We start from the raw sequence: 23,708 nt of genomic DNA, 5'->3' as shown, positions 1-23,708 counted from the left end.
GATTTGTCTCAGAAATATTAAGCAATTAGCCAAGGGAGCCAAATTGCTAAACCCAGCAGTGTAATAAACAAAACTGGCAATGTCAGGAAAATGCTGAGGCGAAGGTACTCACCCCAAGTCATGAATAATCCCTTACGAATCAGGACGTTGAGCCAGAGTAGGGTTGAGAGGCTGCCGAGGGGAGTGATTTTTGCTCCAATGTTGCAGCCAATGACATTGGCGTAGACCATTGCTTCTCGCATCGCCGGATCAATACCAGTGGTGTTTTGAATCGCTAGGGCATTGATGAGGATGGCGGGTAGGTTGTTGATAGTCGCAGAAAATAATGCGGCTAAGAAACCAGTTCCTGTGATGGCAAAGGTTAGTCCCCAGTGAGACAATCCCTCTAAAAGCTGGCTCAGAGGTAGAGACAAGAGTGCCTTCTGTACGCCAATAACGAGGATATAAATTCCCAGACTAAATAAAATCTCTTGCCAGGGGATCTCTCGCCAAACCTGAGGAAGGGAGATAACTACCGTTGCTTGCGGTTGGAACCAGCGTCCGGCTAATGCCAGTAGAACCAGCGCTCCCATACTAGCGATGACGCCAACAGGGAGGGAGAGGGTGAGATTCGGGGTAGGCAAGAAGGGTGTAGAAAGACGCAGCGAGAGCGGTTCTAGTAAAAAGTAGCTGAGGAGCAACAAGCCTAGAATAGTGAAGCCCCAACGACAGATCAGGGAATCTCGCACTGCCAAATCGGGGTGTGGTAGCGGGGTAAGGCGGTAGGTTTTTGGGAGATAACGGTCGAAGTAAAACCAAAGAACGCCTAAGCTGGCAATAATGGCGATCGCGTTTACTGGCACCATCACTAAGCTGTAACGCAAAAAGGAAATGTTGAAATAGTCAACAGAGATCAGGTTGACGAGGTTACTTACAGGAAATGCCAAACTGGCAGCGTCGGCAATGAAATTGGTGATGAAGGTAAATGCCAAGGCTGTAATCGGGCGCAGCTTGAGTAGTAGCAGCAGTTCGATGACGATGGGTGTCCAGATCAAAGCCGTAGCATAGTTAGTCAGTAGTGCCGCGATCGCTGCTCCTAAAAGCACAATTAAGAGAAACAGCAACCGACCCCGTCCAAATCCCCAACGGGCAATATGCAACGCTGAAGTGCGAAATAACCCGGCTTTATCCAAAATTAGGGAAATAAGGGTGAGGGCAGTTACCGTCAGCAGGGCATTGCTAATTAGTCCCCCAACCGCGAGGAGGTCTTGCCACGTTACAACGCCAGCAAACAGCGCCAGGATTGCGCCAGCGATCGCGGTCATGCCAATGCGGTGTCGTTGCGGCTGCAAACTGAGCTGCAAGATGACGAGAACTAGAACTAGCAAAAAAATAGCGATCGCCAAAATGACACAATTTAATCTGCACAAGCAGACATTTATGTAGCTGCGCTCAGGAACGCCTGTCGGTAATTGATCTTAAACTAACGCCACCCCTATGAATCTACGTGATGCGGTTGAAACTGACCTCCCTAGGATCGTAGAGATCTACAACGAGGCGATCCCAGGTCGCATGGCAACAGCCGACACTGAGACGATATCAGTGGAAAGTCGCCTTAGCTGGTATAAGGAGCATCACCCCCACAGCCGCCCGCTTTGGGTAGCAGAGTTAGAGGGAGACATAGTCGGTTGGTTGAGTTTCCGCTCCTTTTACGGACGCCCCGCTTATCACTCCACAGCGGAAATTAGCATTTATGTTTCTCCCCATTACCAGCGTTGCGGAGTAGGGCAACAATTGCTCCAACAGGCAATTCACCAAAGCCCAAGACTGAAACTTAATACTCTAGTTGCTTTTGTTTTTGCCCATAACAAACCCAGCTTGCAGTTATTAGAAAAGCATAATTTTCAATGCTGGGGCTATCTGCCTAAAATTGCCGAACTAGATGGGATAGAGAAAGATTTAATGATTTTGGGGTTGCAATTAGGGAAGTAGTATGCTGCACTCCTACAGGCTCCTAAAATCTGATTAGTATGACGCCAAAAAAAGAGGCGCGATCGCTCGCACCTCCTATACCTTTGTCAAGGATTTAAATTAGAGCTATTACAGAGCAGCTACCGCCAGTACCCCAGCAATAGCAGAAGCAATAGCAGAAGCCAATGCGGTGCCAAAGAGCCACCAAGCAGCGGTAGCCGCTGCCTTGCGGGTTTCTTCAGCTTGCCGTTGTGCCTGGTGCTTGACTTCCTCTACACGGCGTTGGGCTTCGGCTTGGATGCGTTCTGCCCGTTGTAGAACGTTGTTCCGAGCGCGGTCAACGGAGTCAAAGATGCGGTTGACATCAGATTCTGAGATGTCTTCGCGAGAACTCAAAACAGCCACTAACGTTTCGCGGTCAAACTGACCGAGGCGATCGCGCAGAGCATCAAACCCAGCTTGTGGATCATCAAACAGCGTCCGCATATCGCGCATGATGCCGTCGTAGTTGAGTTCAGGACGCTCCAGGGAGTTGAGGTAGTTGCGGATGCGAGCAATAATACCGTCAACTACCGACTGCACGCGGTTCTGGACGCTTTGAATTTGGTGATTGATTTGTTCGCGGACAGACAGGATGTTATCAACAATCCATTTCACTTCTGACTCTGAGACATCCTGTCGCTGAGACAAGAGGGCAATCAAAGTCTCGCGATCGAAGTGAGAAAGGCGATCGCCCAAGCTATACGCCCCAGCTCTGGGGTCATTCAGCAACAGTTGCAAGTCGCGCTTGATGCCATCTGGGTTGAGTTCGTCCTTACCCGTGTTTCGCAGGTAATCTTCAATCGTTGATTGAAAATCTCTCACCTGGGTTTGGGTACGAGTCGCCAAGCGCCGTGGTGCCCTGATCACAGTACGCAGCGTATCCTCTAATGCCGCAATCGTTTGATTGACTTGTTCTTCCGTCAAATCCCCCCGTTGAGTGAGCAATTTCACCAAGGTGTCACGATCCATTCGCCCCAAACGCTGTCTCAGTGCAACTGCACCGACTTGCGGGTTGTTGAGCAAAGTGGTGAGGTCGCGCCTGATGCCATCTGGGTTGAGTTCCTCTTTACCCGTATTTCGCAGGTAGTCGGTGAGTGAGGTTGTCACTTGGTCGTACTGATCTTTGGCTTTGCCTGTCAGATTTCCAGGGGTGTGACGAATCCGGCTCCAGACTCTTTCCACCTGGTCAATAGTTTGATGGACTTGATCCTCATTGAGATCGCTGCGCTCGGTCAAGAGCGATGCCAAAGTATTGCGGTCAAAGTGCGCTGCGCGATTTCGCATTAACGCTAATCCGGCTTGCGGGTCTCTTAACAGCACTTGTAACTCGCGATTGATGTCCTCTGGGTTCAGTTCTTGTCTACCCGTATCACGTAGGTAAGACTGTACCTTCAACCACTGAGCTTCTACTTTCGCTCTTACGGCTTCTTGCTGTTCTCTTGACTCGCTCAAAGCGCGATCGCGCTGATGTTCCAGCGTCGAAATTAGCGCTTCTTTTTCCGCTTGTGTCAAATCACCCCGCTGATTTAACAGCCGTTCAAAAGTCGAACGGTCGAACTGCGCCAAGCGGGTACTCAGGTCTTCGTAATCTGCCTCTGAGTCTTCCAGCAATGGTTTGAACTCTAGAGCAATTTTTTCGGGCGTAAAGTTTTCCTTCGGTGTGTTGAGGAGATAACTTTCCACCGCTGCCATCAGGGCAACTGAGCGCTCCCGCGTCTGGGCGGCTTGCGCTACCGACAGAACTTCTAACCGGATGTTTTCTAATCTATTAGAAAGTTCGGTAATTTGCGTCTGGGTAAACATGCCTTTTTGAGCTAGCAAATCGGCAAAATCGCCGCGATTTATCTGCTCTAGCTCGTAGGCGACGCTACCTGGGTCGGCAGCGGGGTCATACAGCACATCGCGAAACTCTCGCCCTAGGTTTTCCTGCTTCATTTGCCAGGGGTAGGCATTGAGCAAGTAGTTTTCAATATCAGCACGAACCGTACTGTAGGGTACATCTGGGGTCGAAGTTCCTAGCTGATTTGTGACCTTTCCCGCTTGCTCGCTGGCTTGATCTCTCAGCCCTCTGAGCCGATTGACGATTGCCTCCACATCAAAGTCAGACAGGTCTGTACGACCCAGGATCATCCCAATCAAACTGTTGACGCCCAGCGTCATGGCTTGACTAAGGGGGCCAGTACTTTGGTTTTGGGACTGCTGTCCTTGTCCTTGTCCTCTATTACTACCTATGGCATCAATGAGCTGGTCAATTCTCCGGTTGAATTCGTCCGGGATCAGGTTGCCGGATGCTGCCGAACGGAGGTAGCTCAGGATATCGTCGTTGGGCTCTTTGTCTGGCAATTGGTTAACTGTGTTCTTCCAAACCTCTTCGAGTTGATCGGCGATCCGATTAAGGTCTCGTGGCGACAAGTCGCTGCGGCTGCTAACCAAATCAACAAAGGTTTGTCGGTCAATATTGCCGAGGGCAGCACGATTAGCGACCGTTTTCAATTCCGGGTCATTAATGATGTCCTCAAATTCTCGCCGTATCCCTTGTAAATCTAATTCGGGCGGACGGAGGGAGCCAAAATAATCCTCAATGTTTTCACGGATACTGACGGGATCGATCGCTGAACCAAGTTCCCGACGTACCGCTGACGCCGCCGCCTCTGCTGTCGCCACAACTTGTCTACTGGCAGCACCGCCTCCAATCGCGGCGGTGGCTGTCCCCACAATGGCTTGAAGACCGGAAGTGGCGGTGTTTACGACTGAACCAACCAACGAACCCACTGTAGTTGAACTGATCCAAACTAGCAGTGAGAAATAAACGGCCCAGATAACAAGACCAACAATCGCTCCTAAACCGGGACTAATCAGTAAGCTCAGTTTGACTGCCAACAGGCAGGCAAAAAACAGAGAAACTGTAACCGAGATTAAGGTTGCCAGCCCTAAAAAGAAGCCAATTTTACGAATCGTACTACCGATGCTCGTATTGTCGTGTGTGTCGTGTGTATTGTGTGTGTTGTCTGAATCTCCGTCTCCCCCTAAAGCAGAGACTCCGACGGCTACGCCTAGGTTGGTCAACAATAGCTGAAACGCAAAGGCAAGAAATACCCCAGCAATCACAGCGATAAAAAATTGTGGCCCATCTAGTACCAAAGCAGCCTCTTCTGGCGTTTCCAATCTTGGAACGACTGGAACTTGCGCTATCCAGCCCATCCCGCTCATTAGGTTTAGTGCCATTCCTGCACTCTGCAACATGATGTGTCCCTCGTCCAAGTTCTATTCATTCAGCGTAATACTGAGATTACTTTAAGGATGGATGTTTTAGTGCTGTAAAATTCACACCTAGTGAATAGCATCCTGGGTAGAAGAGATTGTCTGCATCTTTCCTAGGTTTGAACATTGGAAGAGTATGCCAAATTATTTCTTCATGAATGTCTCGAAGAGAAATGTTGCAAGATTTGAAGCACTCAGATGGTATTTGGAAAACCAGTGCAACTTGGCAGAAGTAATTAATTAATTACAGTTTGATAAGTACAGAAGTCGGTTAAAATTGCTTAAATCCCTGGAAAAACTCGAATTAGTAGGGAGATCAATGCTGCCTAAACAGCCGTCCTACTGAATCTAGTTCGATGATTATTCTCCCTTTTGAAAATAAAACGGGGTGGAGTAAAAAAGCCACGATTTTAGAAAATTGGCAGTTTCAAAGTATACAAATTCAGGGTGTACTTCCGGTATATGTCCGGGGTAAACCTGCGTTTAAATCTCAATTAATCTGTAGTTGAGTAATTGGCTGACTATTTAAATCAGTTTGCTAAAATCTCAAAAAAGGCGATCGCTACTTTTATTCAAGAAACTTATTACAAAGACGAATGCCTCAGGGGAGCGCTACAAACTGCCCCTATTTACAGGCTTATTTCTTTCTTCAGATATAAGACAAGACTTAATAAAATGTGGCAACCTTACTAATTATGAACACTGATGAACGTCTCGCTACTCTTAAGCACATCCGTCGCTTGAGCCGCCTGATGGATACTGCCATTCGTATCCCAGGAATCAACTTTCGCATTGGATTAGACCCTATCCTTGGCTTATTTCCTGGTGCTGGAGATTTAGTCAGCGCCGGATTTTCAGCATACATTATTTATCAAGCAACGCAGCTGGGTATATCGCGCCAAAACTTGAAAAAAATGCTCTTTAATGTTGGCTTAGAAGCGGTTGTGGGCACAATCCCCTTAGCGGGTGACTTATTTGACGCTTACTACAAGTCAAACATTCGGAATTTGGAAATTCTTGAGAAACACCTCCAGGAATTTGATCCCGAACTTGAAGAAGCGGCTTCTCACTCGCCAGAAGTTCAGGAATTAATTGCCCAGAAGTAATAGTGTGCTGGCACTCTGAGGATGGCGGCACGACCGCTGTTTGTGGCGGACTGGGAGTCCAAGCCCTTCAGTCGAAGTTTGAGATGAGCGATCGCTGGTTGAGAGACAACTGGCGATCGCTAAACTTTTTTAGAGGTTTGCAATTCTTATTTTTTGCCGCTGATTTCCCCCACAGATTCCCCAGGGTTTCCACAAAAAGACCAAAGCTTTTCCACAAGTTACTGTAAGTTTTCCACAGGACTACACGCTGGGATCGGGTCTTCAGGTTTTACTGGGGATACTATTCATCACCTGTCCCGCTGCCGTAAGGTACCTCTACTTGTAAAGTTGTGTAACGGGGATCGGGCTGTAACCCTGATTCTCTCGTGTGGCTTTTTAGGGTTTAGCCGTGGTTGTAACATTTCGCAGCATTGACAACCCCACCCCATCTCAGCAGACAATGGTGCGACCAACAACTAAAACCTTCTGACTTAGGCTGACCCCATAGCGGTAAACGCCGGGGCTTTTCCCAAGTTCGATGTTTTTGTGCTTTTAGCAAAGACGCTGGAAGTCAGATTGTCTTCACTATCCCTCAGATTTGAGTAGCTCACTATGAATGCAACCGTCAGTATCCTTGCCGAAATTCCCGAAGACTTGCACGAATCCTTAAAGCGCTACCTGGAAACTCATCCCAATTGGGATCAAGACCGGGTATTTGCCGCCGCGTTGTCGCTGTTTTTGCTCCAAAATGGAAGTGGCAAGACACCGGAAGCCACCCAAAGTTACCGCGCTTGTGCTCGCGTATATCTAGAATCGTTGTTTCAGCATCCTGCCTAGATTTAGCAGCCAAGGGCTAAGAACTGGAAGCTACAAAGAGGCTTCAAGTCCGAAAACGAGCGTCAACGGTAACGGCGGCAGAGTTTTCCTAGGCAGTGTCTGCTGATGAGTTAGTTTTTAGCGAGTTGATCGACCGTGATAGACACCTTGATTGTTGGGGCGGGAATTAGCGGCCTCAGCTTGGCTCACGCCCTACAGAAAGATGCGCGGCAAGTTTTGGTGACAGAACGCCAAGGACGAGTCGGAGGGAACATTACCACCAATCGAGTGGCTGGATTTCTTTGGGAAGAAGGGCCGACAAGTTTTTCTCCGAGTCCAGCATTACTTCGCTTGGCTGTAGAGGTGGGACTAAAAGACGAGTTGGTACTGGCAGATCGGCGGTTACCCCGCTATGTTTACTGGAAAGGTCAACTTCTGCCCGTACCGATGAATCCTCCCGCCGCCGTGACATCTCAGCTTTTGAGCTGGCGGGGAAAATTGCGAGCCTTAACCGGGGCGCTGGGCTTTGTCAGTCCCCCAAGCGGTAGCGAGTTAGCCCAGCAGGGAGGCAAAGAAACGGTAGCGCAGTTTTTCCGTCGTCATCTGGGTACAGAGGTGGCAGAACGCCTGGTTGCTCCCTTTGTTTCTGGGGTGTATGCGGGGGATGTGCATCAGTTGAGTGCAGATGCTGCCTTTCGGCGCATCACTCAGCTTGCCGATGTGGGAGGTGGGCTGGTGGCAGGAGCGATTCTTCAGCGGCGACAGAAGCCGAAAACAGTAGAGGCGCAGGATGCGAACATTCCCCAAACGAAGCCTGGAGAATTAGGGTCATTTAGGGAAGGGTTAGGGGCGCTTCCAGAGGCGATCGCCTCTCGTTTGGATGGTGCGGTTAAACTTAACTGGACGTTGACCCAGTTGCGCCCCACAGAGCAGCAAACCTATATCGCAGAATTTTCCACCCCAGAAGGCGATCGCCAAATCGAAGCCCGCAGCGTTGTCCTCACAACCCCCGGTGATGTAACGGCAAAGTTGTTACAACCGCTTCTCCCCACCGTTAGCCAAGCGTTACAAGCGATTCCTTACCCGCCTGTGGCTTGTGTGGTGCTGGCTTATCCAGATTCAGCGGTAGGACGACCCTTACAAGGCTTTGGCAACTTAATTCCCCGCCATCAAGGGATTCGCACCCTAGGGACGATCTGGTCTTCAACGCTGTTTGAAGGTCGTACGCCCCCAGGATGGCAGATTTTGACGAACTTTATTGGCGGCGCAACTGACCCGAAAATTGCCGAACTAGATCAGGAGCAGATTGTCCAAGAAGTGCATAATGACTTGCGGCAAATTCTTTTAGCGCAGGATGTACAACCGAAAGTTTTGGCGGTGCATCTGTGGAAGCGAGCAATTCCTCAGTACACTTTGGGGCATCAAGAACGCTTAGAAGCAATTAATCGAGGTCTTGAGCAGATGCCGGGGCTTTATTTATGTAGTAATTTCATTGATGGCGTTTCTTTGGGAGACTGCGTGACTCGCGCCCAAAAAAGGGCGGCGGAGGTTTCTAAATATTTGCAGGCTTCGGTTTAGGGTTTGTTTTTAACGCGGAGTTACTTTGCGTTAAAACAGTTAGGGTTGGCTTGATTGGAAGGTATGGCAGAAGAAAGCTCGGCAGGACAGTTGGTAATTCCCCAGTTGATTGTAGGTTTGGGAAATCCTGAACCGAAGTATGACAAGACGCGGCACAACATTGGGTTTGATGCGGTGGATGCTTTGGCGCGTCGGACGCAGATTTCTTGGAATGAAAATCGCCGCTTTCAGGCAATGGTTGGGGAAGGTCGGGGGATACATGGAGATAAAATCCGCCTGCTGAAGCCGTTGACTTACATGAATCGCTCTGGACAGGCGATGCGGGCGGCGATCGATTGGTATAAGTTACCGCCGGAATCGGTGCTGGTAATTTATGACGATATGGATTTGCCTGTGGGACGCTTGCGGATGCGGCTGTCGGGTTCGGCAGGTGGGCATAACGGGATGAAGTCAGCGATCGCTCATCTCGGTACTCAGAATTTCCCCCGCCTACGGATTGGCATTGGCAAGACTAGCGAAGATCAGGACACAATTGGTCATGTTTTAGGGCGATTTTCCCCCAAGGAAGCCCAAATCATGGCAGAAGTTCTCCCCCTTGTTCTGGATACCGTAGAAGTTGCCCTCAAGCAAGGTGTGGCAAAAGCAATGAGTCTCTATAACAGTCGGACTGTCAGTTTAGAGTCGTAATTGCTCGGCAAAGTAGCAATTAACAAGTAGCGCTTATTCCTTTCATACTTCATCTTTCACACTTCACACTTCTTTACATAATCTGACTCAAACAGGATAAATCGGCGGAGCCAAAGTGGACGCTTAAGGCAACATTTAAATACTCTAAGGATTTAACCAACCACGGCACACCATCTTTTGCCGATGACTCGTAGTGGTTAAATAAAATGGCAAAGCGTTTTTCTAAGTAAGGTTTGACTTTACGGCAGAGCAGGACAATTTTCAGTAATAAGCCAGTTGTGAAGGTTGCCCCTAAGTTGGTAATCAAGTCAACAAAAACGAAGTGATTCGGACGTTGGGGGCTTTCGACCACCAGGAAGTTCAATAACTGGCTGCAAGTCCGGATGATCAGAAATTCAGTTGGCTTCTGCGAATCGTTATGAGCCAGCGTTTTTTGCAGATGGTTATACAGGCGGTCGTTAAATTGGCGTTTTCCATAGGCGGGGTCGATTGTCGCCGTCAGGTATTCGTATAAGTCGTCCTTAAAGGCACTGTAGGAGGAGGCTTGGCTACTGTGGGTGAGAAAACTTTGAGCAATATCCCGGTAGGTGTCGGCACCTTGCACTTTGCCGACAAATTGCTTGAGGGCAGCTCCTAGCTCGCGATCGCTTAATAGGGTGGGATTATTCACAGGTTGGATAATCCGGCTATTGGGGGACTGGCTCTTCATCGATTGCGCCCGTCGCACCTGATAGGTTACATACTGCGACAAGTCCAACTCAAAACGCCGTTGTACTCGTGATTGAATTTGTCGTACTGTTTGCTGATGCTCATAGCTGCTATCCTCACTCAATAGACAATGCTCGTACAAATAGGGATAGCGACAAATCAGCGTGCCAACTGGGTTGGAGTCACTGCCAGTCGTTGCAGCTGTTTCGCTCATTACTTGTGCTAAACGTCGCAGGGTCAAAAATTGCTCGGTTTCTGTAAACAGCTTCAGCAATTGCCGCAAACGCCTTGCCCCACGAGAGTAAACGGCTCCCACAGGTGGTGGATTCTCAAACAAGGCGACTAATTCTGGGATTGAGCCTTGTAGGTGAGGTTGCATCTGCCAGCGATTGATTAAAATGTGGCAGCAACGGTTTAAGACAAACTTGAATTCTTGTTCAGCACGCTTAGAAGTCGCCACCGTTTCTAGCGCCAGCCAAATTTGCGGTTCATGATATCTCGCTCCTCCCATAAAGAGGTAGCGAAACCGCTCAATTAGCTCGTCAGGTGACTCCACTTGCACGTAGTAGAGCAAGTGATCGTATAGCTGCTGTTCTTCCGGGCTAGTTTGTCTAATGTAAGAGTCTGTCCAAGTAGTCACTTTAGTTAGCCCTCCTACGTGCAAACGCTAGGGCTCATCAAGATGAGTTTTACGAAGGTAGTCTAGCTTCAAAGTATCGTCCTGCCGATCAGGGACAGGAACATTTTGCTGCACTTTAGTAGTAGGCCTCCATATATTAGGGTATACTTGATAGTTCTTTAAGCAAAAATATGTCCCCTCTGATAGAGGATATCTTGACCAACTCTTAATAGTTATCCGCAAATATGCGGCAAACTGATAAAGATTAAGTAAAGTAATTGTCACTGCGTACTAGTACAGTCGTACTGACAGATAATTCGCAAACAGCGTAATCCTGTATAACTGTGACGGCTGAACTTATGCCTTGTCAACTCCCTCTTGAACAAATAGTAGATATTATTGCAGCGACACCTCTTAATATTTCAGACGATGTCTTGGCAAAACGGTCAACTGGGATTACAACCGACACCCGCAGTCTGAAACCGGGGGAGATATTTATTGCCTTGCGAGGGGAGAACTTCAACGGGCATGAGTTTGCTGTCTCTGCGGTTGAGAAAGGGGTGATCGCTACTGTTACAGACCATAAACTGGACGATCCTGTTCCCCAACTGCTGGTAAAGGACACACTTGAGGCTTATCAGCAAATCGCCAGTTGGTGGCGCAAACAATTTGATATCCCTATTATTGCCGTCACGGGTTCCGTCGGGAAAACGACCACAAAAGAATTGATTGCCGCCGTACTATCAACCACGGGAAACGTCCTGAAAACGCAGCTCAATTACAACAACGAAATTGGTGTTCCCAAAACCTTGCTGGAATTGAGTGCAGACCACGACTATGCCGTTATCGAAATGGCAATGCGGGGAGCCGGACAAATTGCCCTATTGGCACAAATTGCCTCTCCCACGATTGGCGTAATTACAAACGTTGGGACAGCCCATATTGGATTGTTAGGCTCAAAAGAAGCGATCGCCCGCGCTAAGTGCGAACTACTAGAGGAAATGCCTACTAGCAGTGTGGCAATCCTTAACCATGACAACCCCCTGCTCATTGCCACAGCCAGTACAGTTTGGCAGGGGCAAACCCTCACCTACGGATTAGAGGGGGGAGAGCTGCGCGGGGAATTGCCTAATAGCAGTACCCTCAGTATCGCTGGGATGGAGCTACCCCTCCCCTTAGCGGGGCGTCATAATGCTTCTAATTTCTTGGCAGCTTTAGCAGTGGCGAAAGTTTTAGGAATTGATTGGCAGCCGTTGGCGACAAATCTGTCTGTGAGTCTTCCGGCAGGACGTGCCACAGTTCACTCGTTGCCCAACGACATTATATTGCTTGATGAAACCTACAACGCTGGCACCGAATCTATGTTAGCGGCACTGCAATTGCTAGCAGAGACACCGGGGAAGAGGCGTATTGCCGTGTTAGGGGCAATGAAGGAATTGGGAGACGCCTCCGAGGAATTGCATCAACAAGTAGGTAGGGAAGCTGAACAGTTGCAACTAGATGTGCTGCTAGTTTTAGTTAACGATCCGGAAGCGCAAGCGATCGCCACCGGGGCTAGTGGCATCTCTTCCGAGTGTTTTTCAACCCATGAGGCGTTACTTGCTCGATTGCAGGAGATTTTGCAACCTGGCGATCGCCTCCTCTTTAAGGCTTCTCATTCTGTTGCCTTAGATCAGGTAGTTAAGCAGTTGTGCGCGGCGGGATGAGCAATCGGCGAATAAGTGCGATCGCGCTGCCGATGCTTTCCCTCTACGTATATTCTCGATAGTCAACAAAAGAACCAAATCGTTAAGCGCGATCGCTGATTTTGAGCAGGCTCGACAAATAGCTTCCTCCTAGCGACAGATGCAGTCAAAATGCGGTTTTGACTAAACTAACCTTGCGCTCTGTGTTTAGCTAGCCACTACGACTACAGATACAAAAGCGCTAACCTTAAACTTTTCTTAATCATATGGCAGACGGGTCTGACTAGATCAAAGATAGTTTTTCCAGCGGTACAGTGATACAACGGACATAAGTCAGTGATGTTTTTAAAGTTTGTGTAAACAGAATATACTTTTTTGATAAAGCTCCGTAGAAATACTGGCATTATCTCCCAGTATTATGCAAAATAAGTATAATCCTCTAACAAAACACGACTCTTTAATAATTCTGAACTACTTCAACTATTAAATCACTCCCCTGAATCCATCCAATTTGTTCCCTATCCACAAGCGATAGAAATCTATAAGTTACGGTGCACACCAAATGAAGACAGTCAACCTACTGAATATATCTCTTAATAATTTATCAACGGTAGAACTGCTGGAACAGCTCAAAAGCGGCATTGTATTCACACCAAATGTAGATCACTTGATCAAGTTGCAAAGCGATCCAGACTTCATCAAAGTTTATCAAACTGCCAACTATAGGGTGTGTGATAGCAAAATCCTTCAATTTGCATCAAAATTCTTAGGCTCACCCATCAAAGAGAAAATTTCTGGTTCTGATCTTTTTCCAGCTTTCTATACATACCATCAGAATAATGAAGATATTAAGATTTTTTTACTAGGTGGCAAAGAAGGAGTAGCTAATAAAGCTCGATATAAAATCAACGCTAAAGTTGGGAGAGAAATTGTTGTTGGTTCCCTTTCTCCGTCTTTTGGCTTTGAGAAAAACGAAGAAGAGTGCCAAGAAATTATTGAAATCATTAACCAATCGGGTGCTACAGTTCTGGCAGTCGGAGTTGGTGCACCTAAGCAAGAAAAGTGGATCTGCAAGTACAAAGACCGCTTACCCCATATAAAAATCTTCTTAGCTGTCGGAGCAACGCTTGATTTTGAAGCCGGCTCTATCAAAAGAGCTCCTCTGTGGATGAGCGAGTTAGGGATAGAATGGCTTTTCCGGTTGTCATCTGAACCCAAAAGATTGTGGAAAAGATATTTAGCGGACGATCCTTTATTCTTTTGGTTAATTTTGCAGCAAAAACTTAATATTTATCGCTCTCCATTTGACAGTGATGAGCAATTTAACAAACGTCGTACCAAGTGGAACCAAGTAACCGGGCGCTAAAATGCTCAATTTCCTTCTAATTTCACAGAAAGTTTAAGAGACGTGAGTTTTATGCTCACGTCTCTTTTCGTTGTAGGAGGAGTGCGCTAGAGGATGCCGCGCAAGTACGATAGTTGAATTTATGCAAAGCTGCACTAGTCTAAAAAAATCTACGCCTGTCAACAAAAAGGGATAAACAATAAAAAGAAAAGAGTAACAAGTGAAAAGCGATAAAAAGAAAATTCCTTAAAATCACTACTGACCCTTGTTACTCTTTCCTCACCAATACTGCTAATTTTGAAAGCTGGATTTTTGAGAGAGTCATTCTTCTCAATTACCATTGCCATTGTTAGCTTCTCTTTCAACCACTTCTCTGACTCTATAGATAGGTCTGCCTTGAGATTCATGATAAGTCCGCATCAGGAGTTCTCCTAATAGACCAAAGCTAAAGAGCTGCACGCCTGCCAAGAGCAAGATTACTACCAAGATCAGTAAAGGGCGATCGCCAATGCTTTGACCCAACCCCAACTTGAGAAAAGTTAAGTAAAGCCCTAAAACAGTTCCTAATACTGTAGAAGAAATTCCCAACAAACCAAATACATGCATCGGTCGCGTCAGGAACTTCTTCATAAAGAAGACCGTGAACAAATCCAGCACAACCCGAAAGGTACGTCCCAGACCATACTTACTGCTACCATGACGACGGGCATGGTGGCGTACAGGTACCTCAGTAATTCTTGCGCCTTCAATAAACGCTAGGGCTGGCAAAAACCGATGCAACTCACCGTAGAGATTCATGTCGGCGATCAGTTCTGCACGGTAAGCTTTCAGGGAACAACCATAATCATGTAGTTTCACACCCGTGATCCGCCCAATCAACCAATTGGCAATTTTGGAAGGCAGCAACCGCGTCAGTGCCGCATCCTGTCGGTTTTTGCGCCAGCCACTCACCAAGTCGTAGCCTTCTTCTAGCTTGGCGAGCAGCATGGGGATATCTGCCGGGTCATTCTGCAAGTCGCCATCTAACGTAACGATAAAGGGAGCTGTGGCGTACTTGAATCCTGCTGCCATTGCTGGTGTTTGACCGTAGTTGCGACGGAGTAGGACGGCGCGTAGATGCGGACGAAGCAGCGCTTGTTGCTTTAACAACTCTGACGAACCATCTTTAGAGCCATCATCCACGCAGATGATTTCGTAGCTCAATCCCATATTGCTGACACTAGTCGTAATTGCCTCAAGCAACTGGATCAGGCTCTCTACCTCGTTATAGAGCGGCACCACAACTGACAATTCAGGTGGAGTTACATCTGAGAGGGTGGATGTCCTAACTATTTGAGCCATTGATGTAAGTATGCACGCGGATTGTTCCTAATAAAAACAGTAGCTGCAATTCCAGAAAATTTGAGTCCTGCCCTTAAAGAAGCTATCTTTAGTCACTCGCACCTGGTCAAAGTTCTCTAAAACAGGTTTTCCTTCTCAAGCGAACAAGGGCGGCTACGGAACAGCATAAGGTGATTACTGTAAAAAATAGGTAAACCGAAAGAAGTTATTTTAAGATTCTGTAAAGCTTTAAGTAATTGATGCCGTTTAGGACAGCGAACTTTACTTTCTTAGCTTCGCAGCTTGAAAAAGCGGTATTCATACAGAACCGCTAGTCCTGCACCTGCTGCTTCTGCCAGAATGCTAATCAAGCGGTACAGAACAACCGCGCTCAGGAGCAGACCAGCTGAGAAGTTACCCTTGAGTAGGGCGATAATTGTTACTTCAAACACCCCAATTCCTCCTGGCGCTCCTGGTACCACTAGACCAAGCAGCCAAGCTAGGCTGAAGGCGCTCAACAGCAAAGGGAGTTGCGCCGGAATGACAGAGCCGAGGGCTAATAGAGTTAACGCAAATCCTGTACCTCTCAGCCCAACGAAGCCCAGTTCTCCTAACAGCGGGAGAAAAGGATAGCGTTGAATTTGTAAGGGTTCAGCGGCGGCTTGAGATTTAGATTTAGTTGCTTTACCTTTGAATTTGCTTAACAGCTTAATGCCAAAGTTCAGAAATCGGGGATGAATGGCAAGCAGCACAACGGCGAGGCTGAGAACTTGTAATTTCCAGTTGTTTCGCTCCAGGCTGATTAAAGCAATCAGTAAAGCAGCGGCTGCCATCAGTAATGGCTCTAGCAGCACGCTGAGAGTGGCAACTCCGAAGGAAACACCAATCGCTTGAGTCGCTCTGACCCGACCGTAGAAGTGCCAGACATTTCCGGGTAGATACTTAGCAATATTAGTTTTCAGGTAAATGGCAACGCTCCAGGAACCTTTGACGGGTGCTGAAAGAGATTGTAAAATCCACCCCCACACCCATCCAGACCAAATATGCGCTGTTAAGGTTACGCTCAAGGCAATCGCCAAAATTGCCCATCCTGTCGGCTCAATTCGGATTGCTGCGGCTTCCTGCCAGTGATCCTTAAGTGTCTTAAGGAGAAAAAATAGCGTCCCGCCGAGAATTACCCAGCGTAAGTAAGGCTTCAGGCGCGACCAAATTTGCTTCATCAGCTTGAGGATTTGAGGGTTATTGGGCTTAACTCAATTAGGTTCATTGTTGAAGACGAGCAAGGAAAGTTCCCTTCATCAGCCACTTTCAAGCCACTATACAGCCCTAATCAATTTCCACAAAACGGACGGAGGAGACATGGGAAACCGCATCTCTCTTGCTACCCTTAATAGTGCCAAATGTCGAGCGGGATTTTTGTCTCTAGCAAGCTTTACTAAACTTTTTGAAAACTATCTTTACATTCGATAAATTTTTATCGCAACATCCCTGTAATTAAAAGCTTCATCTAAACTTTATGAGAATCACCTATATCTTCAGTAAATTTTCACCCTTACCCCTAAGAAAAAACGTTAGTGTATTAAAAGCATAGTAATTGCCCTTATTGCTCCTTTATTATTGTTAGCTTATTAGCGATCCAAGACAGTTATTTATGCCTACTTAAAAGATATATTTATAGCTTTTTACTGACACCTCTCTTTAGCATTTCTTGCCAAAGGAAATTATGAAGAATCCCGTCATTGCCATTGGACTGGACGCAGCCGATCCTTCCCTTATTGAAACCTGGATGTCTCAAGGACATTTGAAAAACCTGCGTCGCTTACGCGACAAAGGGGCTTACACTCGTCTGAAAACGTTTGAGTACTACAGAGCCGAGACTCCCTGGACAACATTTCTTACAGGCTGTTCCCCTAAGCAAACTGGGTATTGGGCACCGCTAAAAATCAAGCAAGGCACCTATGAGGTAGAGGATATTCAGTCTCATGATTTTAAGGAACATGAACCTTTTTACGCTCTAAAAGACCAATATCGAGTTGCCGCTTTTGACATACCCCAAGCACCGCTAGCCAAGCAGGTAAACGGGCTGCAAGTCCTTGCTTGGGGGGCTCACTCGCCCCAAACCCCCAGTCATTCCCTACCAGCCTCTCTGTATCAGGAAATAGTTGATAAGCATGGTGAGCATCCCACCCTTCGCAAAGACCATGCCAGCATCATGGATGTGGAGGCATTGCAAGAACTGCAAAAGGCGCTCGAAGTCGGTATCGCCCGACGGGCAACGATCTGCAAAGACTTGTTGCAACAAGAGCCTTGGGACTTGTTCCTGACAATCTTTGGGGAAACCCATTCAGCGGGACATTATATGTGGCACCTGAGCCAAACGGACCATCCTTTATATCCCTATCTCGGCAAGCACTGCTCTGGTGACCCCCTGTTGGAAGTCTTTGAAAAAATCGATACGGCTGTTGGTGACATCATTGACTCAGCCCCCGAAAATGCGAATGTTGTCGTTTTTGCGGCTCATGGCATGGGGGCGAATGTGATGGATCTCCCCAGTATGTTCTTCCTCCCAGAATTTCTGTATCGCTGGAATTTCCCGGAAAAATACGGCATTGCCCGTGGCAAGATGGGTAAACCTCCTGGAGAACCATTAATCAATGGTCGTGCTAAAAAAGGATGGATGGGAACAATGTGGAGTTTAAAGTACGAGAAAAACCCACTTAAAGGATTTTTGAGACGCCATCTTCCGACCAAACTGTTCAACCTTCTTCCTTTCTCAAAGTCTTCCGAACAACCTGATTTGATTTCTCCTTTTGACTTGCTCGAAAAATCCGATCCTTTCTTCTTCCAAAGTGCGGTGTGGTACAAGCCGTTCTGGCCACAGATGAAAGCCTTCGCCTTGCCTAGCTACTCAGAAGGTTACATCCGCATCAATCTTCAAGGACGGGAGCCAAATGGCATTGTTGCTCCTGATGATTATGATGCTGTCTGTGATGAGCTGATAGAAAAGCTTTACCAGCTTAAAGATGCTCGGACAGGAGAACCAATGGTGAAGGAAGCGATCCGGACGCGTCAATCAGCAACTGAGAGCGACCCGAAGTTACCTGATGCCGATATCGTTCTTATCTGGCAAGAGAAGTATGCAACGGATGTGGTTGAAAGTTCCGACATCGGACGGATTGGGCCTGTTCCCTTCAACCGCACAGGTAGCCACCGCTCTGATGGCTTCCTGATGATGCAAGGACCTGATATAGCTCCGGGAGCTAGCCTCAGTGCTGGTCACTCTCTAGACTTAGCACCAACGATTTTGAGTTTAATGGGTGCAGAAATTCCTGACTATTGCGAGGGCAAGCCTCTTTTGGAGCGCCCAACTGTACTGTGTTGAAATACTGAACTAGTGTAGGCAAAATTGCAAGCAACCATTATCTCCTAAGAACGAATGGGTCTGCTTGCTCCTTTGTCTCTGTAACAAAAATTTGGGATATACTAGCAGCTTGAGTACAGCATTTTACCAGCAACTATCTCTTTTAAAGCAGCAGCCTTCCTCATGGATAGGTAAATTAGGTCTGTTTTGAAAGTGGTTGTGTAAGACGTTCAACAACAAGTTACTGAATAAACCGTTGTTGATTGATGTAGCCTCCGGGGGAAGATACCGATATGTTTTTTACAAAGTACCTCGCCTTCGCCACTATTGCGATCACTGCTGTGGTAGTCGTTCCGAGCCGAGTACAGGCACTACCCCTATCTCCAGGCGATCGCCTCCGGGTTTCTATCCCTGATGAAGGATTCTTAGAAACTGAAGATCGCTTTAGTGGTACCTATGAGGTGAATTTGGACGGGAATTTAGCAATTCCCTACCTCCCACCGTTGCCTGTTCAAGGGTTAGAGATTGCTCAAGTTCAACAGCGGCTGAGGCAAGCCTTAATTGCAGGAGGATTCTTCCGACCCCAGTTTCTGCAATTAGGAGTCACTATTTCACAGTGGGCTCCTGTACAAGTGACAGTGTCTGGAGCCGTATTCCAGCCCGGTCGGGTCTTAATTAACGATCCAGCACTGAGAGCGCAAAATCAAAATCAGCCGGGGCTTCCTCCTGTGTCTGGAGATTATCCCCCAGAGCGTTACTTGACGGCGGCGATTCGCACCGCCGGAGGCGTGAAACCGAATGCGGACATTCAAAATGTTCGTTTAGTACGGGGCGAGCAAGAACGGGTCTTTGATTTGTCAGGCGTCTTCACAGGAGGTCCTGTAGAAGATGTTCCCCTCGTTGCTGGGGATTTGGTGGTAGTTCCTCAATTCGAAGTTGCTCAAAACAATGAACTGGTTCGTCCTTCTCAGGTGACTCCGCTCACCATTCCTGTGTTCTTCTCCAACTTGTCAAGCCCCAATCCAGGCGGCGGGAATGCACAAGCCCAAGAACTTGCTTATGGCTCACGTTTTTCTAATGCTGTCATTGCTGCAAAGTGCGTGGGTGGAAGTCAACCGACTAATGCCAAGCGGCGTGTTGTTTTAGTACAAACTGATCGTTTAACGGGGCAAGTTGAGACGTTGAATCGCTCGGTCGAAGATCTAGTCAGAAACCCCAGTGATGAAGTTGCGAATCCTTACCTGATGCCGGGAGACGGTGTGGTTTGTTACGATTCAACTGTCACCAATGTTTCTAGTGTGTTCCGCGTCATCGGTGACATTCTTAATCCACTTAATGTAATTAGAGATCTCATCTTTGGTGACAACGAGTAACAATGACTAAGTCTTCCACTATTCCGGGTTCTTCTGCCCCAGCCTCTCTGGGTCGGTGGCGTTGGTTGCATTATTTATTTTTAGCTGTAGCTGCGAATACAGCAATTTGGGGCTTAACATTTGCGTACTTGAAAGAAACAGACCCCACCTACACGAGTAAGTGGACTCTCACCCTTCCCGCTGCTGGCTCATCCACTCGAATCTCAATCCCAGAGGTCGGCAATGCTTCTTCAGAAGTGAAGTCCCCTTATAGCGATCGCTCCCTAGATCCACGAGCAGAATATGAAATTATTGCCGAAAGTGACGCGGTTATAAAAGCAGCCGCAGATAAACTCAATCTCACACCCAGCGAATTCGGTCAGCCTCGCATCAAAATTATTGACAATACCACGTTGATAAACCTTGAAATGGCTGGCGATACCCCGGAAATCGCTCAACAAAAGGCCTTTGCCCTTAATGAAGCTTTTAATAATCGACTCAATCAGCTCAGAATTGAAGGAGCCGAAGCACAAGAAAAACCGACTCGAGAAGCCTTAGAAGCAGCGCAGAAAAAACTCATTTACGCCCAACAACGCCTTGCTGAACACAAAGCGCGTACAGGGCTAGCATCGAAAATACAAATCGATCAAACTTCCCAGACGATTGAGGAACTCAAGAGACAGCGTGCCGAACTTCGAGCGCAGCGGCAACAAACATCAGCGAATCTGCGAGAACTATCGTCTAACCTCAACTTGTCAGCCAAACAAGCCGCAGATGCTTTTACGCTCAAAGCCGACTCCATCTTTCAACAGCACTTACTCGACTACAGCGAAGCGTCCTCAACTTTAACGATCTTAAATGCGAAGTACGGATCTAATCACCCAGCAGTGGTTCGAGAAGGAAATCGACAAGCCGAAGCCAGAGCCGCTATGCTCAATCGCAGCCAGGCGCTTGTAGGTCGCTCCCTAAGTCAACCAGCGATTGACCAACTCAATATCAGTACGGGCAATCAAGGTGGCTCGGCAAGAGAACAGCTATTTGAACAACTCATTACCATCAAAGTCCAAGGAGAAGGACTCGAAGCGAGTACTCAAGAACTCGACCGACAGATCTTTCAACTGGAAAACCAGCTTAGAACGATGGGGCAAAACGCCCTTACCCTCTCAGTCCTAGAGCGAGACTTACAAATTGCTGAAGCGATCTTTTCCACCACATTAACTCAACTCGATCTCAGTCAAGCCAGCCTATCTAGTAGTTATCCTCAACCGCAAGTCCTCACCCCACCTAACCAACCGGAGCAACCCTCATCCCCAAAAAAATCTTTGGCAATGTTAGGTGCCGGAGGAAGCTCCTTGTTGATAACCCTAGGACTACTCTTACTCTGGCTGCGTCCCCGCTTACTAGGCAAGCGCTCAAGCACAAACCTGACTTCAGCTCCCCTTAACACTCCCGCGCCGGATATCGCGCCCTTACTACCAATGACTAATTCATCTGTTTTAAAACCTTGGGAAGAAAGCCGGCACAAAAGCTAAATTCGAGCCTAGCGTTCTGAGATATTTAAGCATAAATGAAACCTCAAAATCTGGAAGAAAAGATAGTTTGGTACTACATTACTGGTACTTATGTTCTTTTTCTCCTTGGAGCACAGCATTTTGTAGCGCCATTAATGGGTTGGTTTTTTGGTGGCTATGTCTGCAAAAAACTCTGGGAACAAACTGATGAGACACCCCCTGAGGAAAGAATAACTATTCCTTTTGGGGTGTGGCTCTGGGTGATTTGCATGTTGATGATGGAAGTCACAATCATTGCCAATCACTTAGATTTCGATCTTGGACTGACGCGCATTATCAAATCAACCATCAATATTTTTGGTAAAAGCTGGGCATTAATGGCGTTATTTCCCCTAGCGGGTTGCTTGAAAATTCGACCTCAGTTGATTTCTAGAGCAGTCTGCATACTTTGCCTGCAAAGCTTATTTTTTATACCCGTTTCCTACATTGCTGGACAAATAGGTCTTCCTGATGCTTTGTATGTATCTCCCCTTTATAAGGTGGGAGCGGTGGGGAAAGCTGCCTACACGGTGTTCTTGTACGGTACGGAACCAGGATCGAGTGCAACCCGCCTTTTTTTGTTTGCACCGTGGGCTCCTGCTTTAGGCTTAATAGGAAATATTTATTTCTTTCTCGCTTGGCAAGACCCGAATAAGAAATGGCGATGGATTGGCATGATTAGTTCAGCCATTATGGTTTGGGGATCAGCTTCACGCTTAGGTTTAATCAGTCTCGTTTGTATACCCATTATTACTTTTGGGTTGATTAATGCTACTAAACCTGTCATGCAAATTACTGCCGGAGTTGGTAGCCTCTTTGCTGGATTATTTGGCTCTCAGCTCATAACAACCTTAAAGGATTTTAAAGACAATTTAGAAGGTCAGCGTGCTAGTTCTTCACGAGTAAGAGAAATCCTCAATCGCATGGCTTTCTATCGTTGGCAGACTGAGGCTCCTATCTGGGGACATGGTTTCCTAGATGAGAAAGGACCATATCTAGTTGCCTATAAACCTATTGGTTCTCACCACACCTGGTTTGGTGTGTTGTTTACTCAGGGCATCGTCGGTTTTATTGCCTTGGCTACGGCTATGACTTTAAGCTTTGTAGATTTGCTAATCAAAGCCCAGAAAAACGCGACCGCTCAAGTGGGTTTAACCATGCTCCTAGTTTTAATATTCTATTCAATTGGCGAAAATATCGAAGCACTTGCCTATCTGTACTGGCCTGGTCTAATGATGATGGGCATAGCGTTTAAAGAAAAAATCTCGCTGACGAGCAGTGAAGCCTGTCAAGAGACTAGGGTTTATTCATAACTATCGAAGCATTATTTGTGAGGAAATGAGGGTGTATGCCAGTTGTCTCTGTTGTCGTACCTGCTTATAACGTTGAAAAAACGATTTTAGAAACTATTCGCTCGATTCAACAACAAACCTTTTCAGAATTTGAATTAATCATCATTAATGATGGCTCAAAAGATGGCACTTTAAAGCTCGTTAATTGTATTAACGATCCTCGCATTAAAGTATTTTCTTATGAAAATGCTGGCTTACCAGAGGCTCGGAATCGAGGCATTGCACGCTCAACTGGAGAATTTATTACCTTCATTGATGCTGACGATGTATGGACAGCAGATAAGATAGAACTCCAACTGGCTGCTTTGCAGAAAAACCCGGAAGCGGGAGTCGCTTACAGTTGGACAAGCTTTATGGATAGCGAAGGGAAAACCTTCAGTAAAGACCAGCCTGTCTATTTTGAAGGGAATGTCTATCCTCAACTCTTAATGGGCAACTTCATTAACTCAGGTTCAAATGTCATGCTACGTCGGCAAGCGATTGAATCGGTAGGAAAATTTGATGCCTCTTTAAGATCGATTGAGGATTGGGAATACTGGCTGAGATTAGCGGCTAAGTGGTCTTTTGTCTTAGTTCCTCACTATCAAATTCTTTATCGCCAGTCTGCGACATCAATGGCCTCTAAAGTTGATGTCATGGAACATTACAGTTTGCTCGTCATTAACCGAGCCTTTGAGGCAGCACCTCCAGAACTTCAGCATCTTAAAAAGAGAAGCCTGGCGAATACTTATCAATATTTAGCTCGTTTGTGTATTACTCACGCGCCAGATGCTGAAAAAATTAATCAAGGATGGAAATTTTTAAAAAAAGCAGTTAGTTTGTCTCCTTCCGTATTAACGAAGCGAAATACGCAGCGCCTTTTAATCAAGTGGCTAATTCTGCGCTTCTTACCGCAAAAGACGGCACAAGGTTTTATGCAACGCTTTGGCAAAATGAAGGCTAGCAATGACCCGAGATTAAAGGCTTAAGAGAGATTAAGACTCACTCTTTCTTCCGC

General features: G+C 47.0%; 19 protein-coding genes. 13 read left to right on the top strand and 6 right to left on the bottom strand.

All coding sequences use genetic code 11. The features are described 5' to 3' along the window. Positions 1-17: 17 nt before the first annotated feature. Positions 18-1,409, bottom strand: a complete 1,392-nt coding sequence (locus AC5JR3_RS22635; protein ID WP_495848815.1) for an ArsB/NhaD family transporter — start codon at positions 1,407-1,409, stop codon at positions 18-20. A gap of 67 nt (positions 1,410-1,476) precedes the next feature. On the opposite strand from AC5JR3_RS22635, the gene AC5JR3_RS22630 reads away from it, so the two are divergent. Beyond that, positions 1,477-1,971 (top strand): GNAT family N-acetyltransferase, encoded by a 495-nt coding sequence (locus AC5JR3_RS22630; protein WP_495848814.1) that lies wholly within the window; start codon positions 1,477-1,479, stop codon positions 1,969-1,971. A 108-nt stretch (positions 1,972-2,079) separates the two neighbouring features. Here AC5JR3_RS22630 and AC5JR3_RS22625 read toward each other — a convergent pair whose 3' ends face one another. Further along, positions 2,080-5,235: an MFS transporter gene (locus tag AC5JR3_RS22625; RefSeq protein WP_495848813.1), complete on the bottom strand. Its 3,156-nt coding sequence runs from the start codon at positions 5,233-5,235 to the stop codon at positions 2,080-2,082. A gap of 713 nt (positions 5,236-5,948) precedes the next feature. On the opposite strand from AC5JR3_RS22625, the gene AC5JR3_RS22620 reads away from it, so the two are divergent. The 5 genes from AC5JR3_RS22620 to pth all read left to right on the top strand — a co-directional run bounded on the left by AC5JR3_RS22620 (position 5,949) and on the right by pth (position 9,419). After that, a complete protein-coding gene (locus AC5JR3_RS22620; RefSeq protein ID WP_495848812.1) occupies positions 5,949-6,359 on the top strand; it encodes a DUF4112 domain-containing protein in 411 nt (136 codons plus the stop codon). Positions 6,360-6,361: 2 nt separating this feature from the next. After that, entirely contained in the window at positions 6,362-6,586 is a 225-nt protein-coding gene (locus AC5JR3_RS22615) for a hypothetical protein (protein WP_495848811.1), read from the top strand. 364 nt (positions 6,587-6,950) lie between these two features. Beyond that, on the top strand, positions 6,951-7,175 hold the full coding sequence (locus tag AC5JR3_RS22610; RefSeq protein ID WP_495848810.1) for a DUF2811 domain-containing protein: 225 nt from the start codon (positions 6,951-6,953) through the stop codon (positions 7,173-7,175). 135 nt (positions 7,176-7,310) lie between these two features. Then, positions 7,311-8,732, top strand: a complete 1,422-nt coding sequence (gene hemG, locus AC5JR3_RS22605) for a protoporphyrinogen oxidase (protein ID WP_495848809.1) — start codon at positions 7,311-7,313, stop codon at positions 8,730-8,732. A gap of 63 nt (positions 8,733-8,795) precedes the next feature. Beyond that, positions 8,796-9,419 (top strand): aminoacyl-tRNA hydrolase, encoded by a 624-nt coding sequence (gene pth, locus AC5JR3_RS22600; protein ID WP_495848808.1) that lies wholly within the window; start codon positions 8,796-8,798, stop codon positions 9,417-9,419. Positions 9,420-9,492: 73 nt separating this feature from the next. Here the strand turns inward: pth and AC5JR3_RS22595 are convergent, their stop codons facing one another. Then, a complete protein-coding gene (locus AC5JR3_RS22595) occupies positions 9,493-10,767 on the bottom strand; it encodes a Sll1247 family protein (protein WP_495848807.1) in 1,275 nt (424 codons plus the stop codon). 338 nt (positions 10,768-11,105) lie between these two features. Here AC5JR3_RS22595 and AC5JR3_RS22590 point away from each other — a divergent pair, with 338 nt between their 5' ends. Both AC5JR3_RS22590 and AC5JR3_RS22585 read left to right on the top strand, forming a co-directional pair. Continuing rightward, complete coding sequence (locus AC5JR3_RS22590; protein WP_495848806.1) at positions 11,106-12,452, top strand: UDP-N-acetylmuramoyl-tripeptide--D-alanyl-D-alanine ligase; 1,347 nt, start codon at positions 11,106-11,108, stop codon at positions 12,450-12,452. A gap of 541 nt (positions 12,453-12,993) precedes the next feature. Further along, complete coding sequence (locus AC5JR3_RS22585; protein ID WP_495848805.1) at positions 12,994-13,797, top strand: WecB/TagA/CpsF family glycosyltransferase; 804 nt, start codon at positions 12,994-12,996, stop codon at positions 13,795-13,797. A 158-nt stretch (positions 13,798-13,955) separates the two neighbouring features. On the opposite strand, the gene AC5JR3_RS22580 is transcribed toward AC5JR3_RS22585, so the two are convergent. The 3 genes from AC5JR3_RS22580 to AC5JR3_RS22570 all read right to left on the bottom strand — a co-directional run bounded on the left by AC5JR3_RS22580 (position 13,956) and on the right by AC5JR3_RS22570 (position 16,316). Then, positions 13,956-14,123 carry a hypothetical protein gene (locus tag AC5JR3_RS22580; protein ID WP_495848804.1) on the bottom strand — a complete coding sequence of 56 codons (168 nt, stop codon included), beginning with the start codon at positions 14,121-14,123 and terminating at the stop codon, positions 13,956-13,958. Further along, positions 14,107-15,117 (bottom strand): glycosyltransferase family 2 protein, encoded by a 1,011-nt coding sequence (locus AC5JR3_RS22575; protein WP_495848803.1) that lies wholly within the window; start codon positions 15,115-15,117, stop codon positions 14,107-14,109. Before AC5JR3_RS22575 ends, AC5JR3_RS22580 begins: the two co-directional genes overlap by 17 nt. 269 nt (positions 15,118-15,386) lie before the next feature. After that, entirely contained in the window at positions 15,387-16,316 is a 930-nt protein-coding gene (locus AC5JR3_RS22570) for a UPF0104 family protein (protein ID WP_495848802.1), read from the bottom strand. Between the two features lie 503 nt (positions 16,317-16,819). On the opposite strand from AC5JR3_RS22570, the gene AC5JR3_RS22565 reads away from it, so the two are divergent. The 5 genes from AC5JR3_RS22565 to AC5JR3_RS22545 all read left to right on the top strand — a co-directional run bounded on the left by AC5JR3_RS22565 (position 16,820) and on the right by AC5JR3_RS22545 (position 23,679). Continuing rightward, positions 16,820-18,478, top strand: a complete 1,659-nt coding sequence (locus AC5JR3_RS22565; protein ID WP_495848801.1) for an alkaline phosphatase family protein — start codon at positions 16,820-16,822, stop codon at positions 18,476-18,478. Positions 18,479-18,750: 272 nt separating this feature from the next. Beyond that, positions 18,751-19,830: a polysaccharide biosynthesis/export family protein gene (locus AC5JR3_RS22560; RefSeq protein ID WP_495848800.1), complete on the top strand. Its 1,080-nt coding sequence runs from the start codon at positions 18,751-18,753 to the stop codon at positions 19,828-19,830. Between the two features lie 2 nt (positions 19,831-19,832). Next, positions 19,833-21,341 (top strand): GumC family protein, encoded by a 1,509-nt coding sequence (locus AC5JR3_RS22555; RefSeq protein ID WP_495848799.1) that lies wholly within the window; start codon positions 19,833-19,835, stop codon positions 21,339-21,341. A 35-nt stretch (positions 21,342-21,376) separates the two neighbouring features. Continuing rightward, entirely contained in the window at positions 21,377-22,672 is a 1,296-nt protein-coding gene (locus AC5JR3_RS22550; RefSeq protein ID WP_495848798.1) for an O-antigen ligase family protein, read from the top strand. A gap of 35 nt (positions 22,673-22,707) precedes the next feature. Next, on the top strand, positions 22,708-23,679 hold the full coding sequence (locus AC5JR3_RS22545) for a glycosyltransferase family 2 protein (protein ID WP_495848797.1): 972 nt from the start codon (positions 22,708-22,710) through the stop codon (positions 23,677-23,679). The last annotated feature ends 29 nt before the right edge of the window (positions 23,680-23,708 follow it).

The sequence above is a fragment of the Kastovskya adunca genome (assembly GCF_059505785.1).
This window is presented reverse-complemented; position numbering and strand designations above follow the sequence as displayed.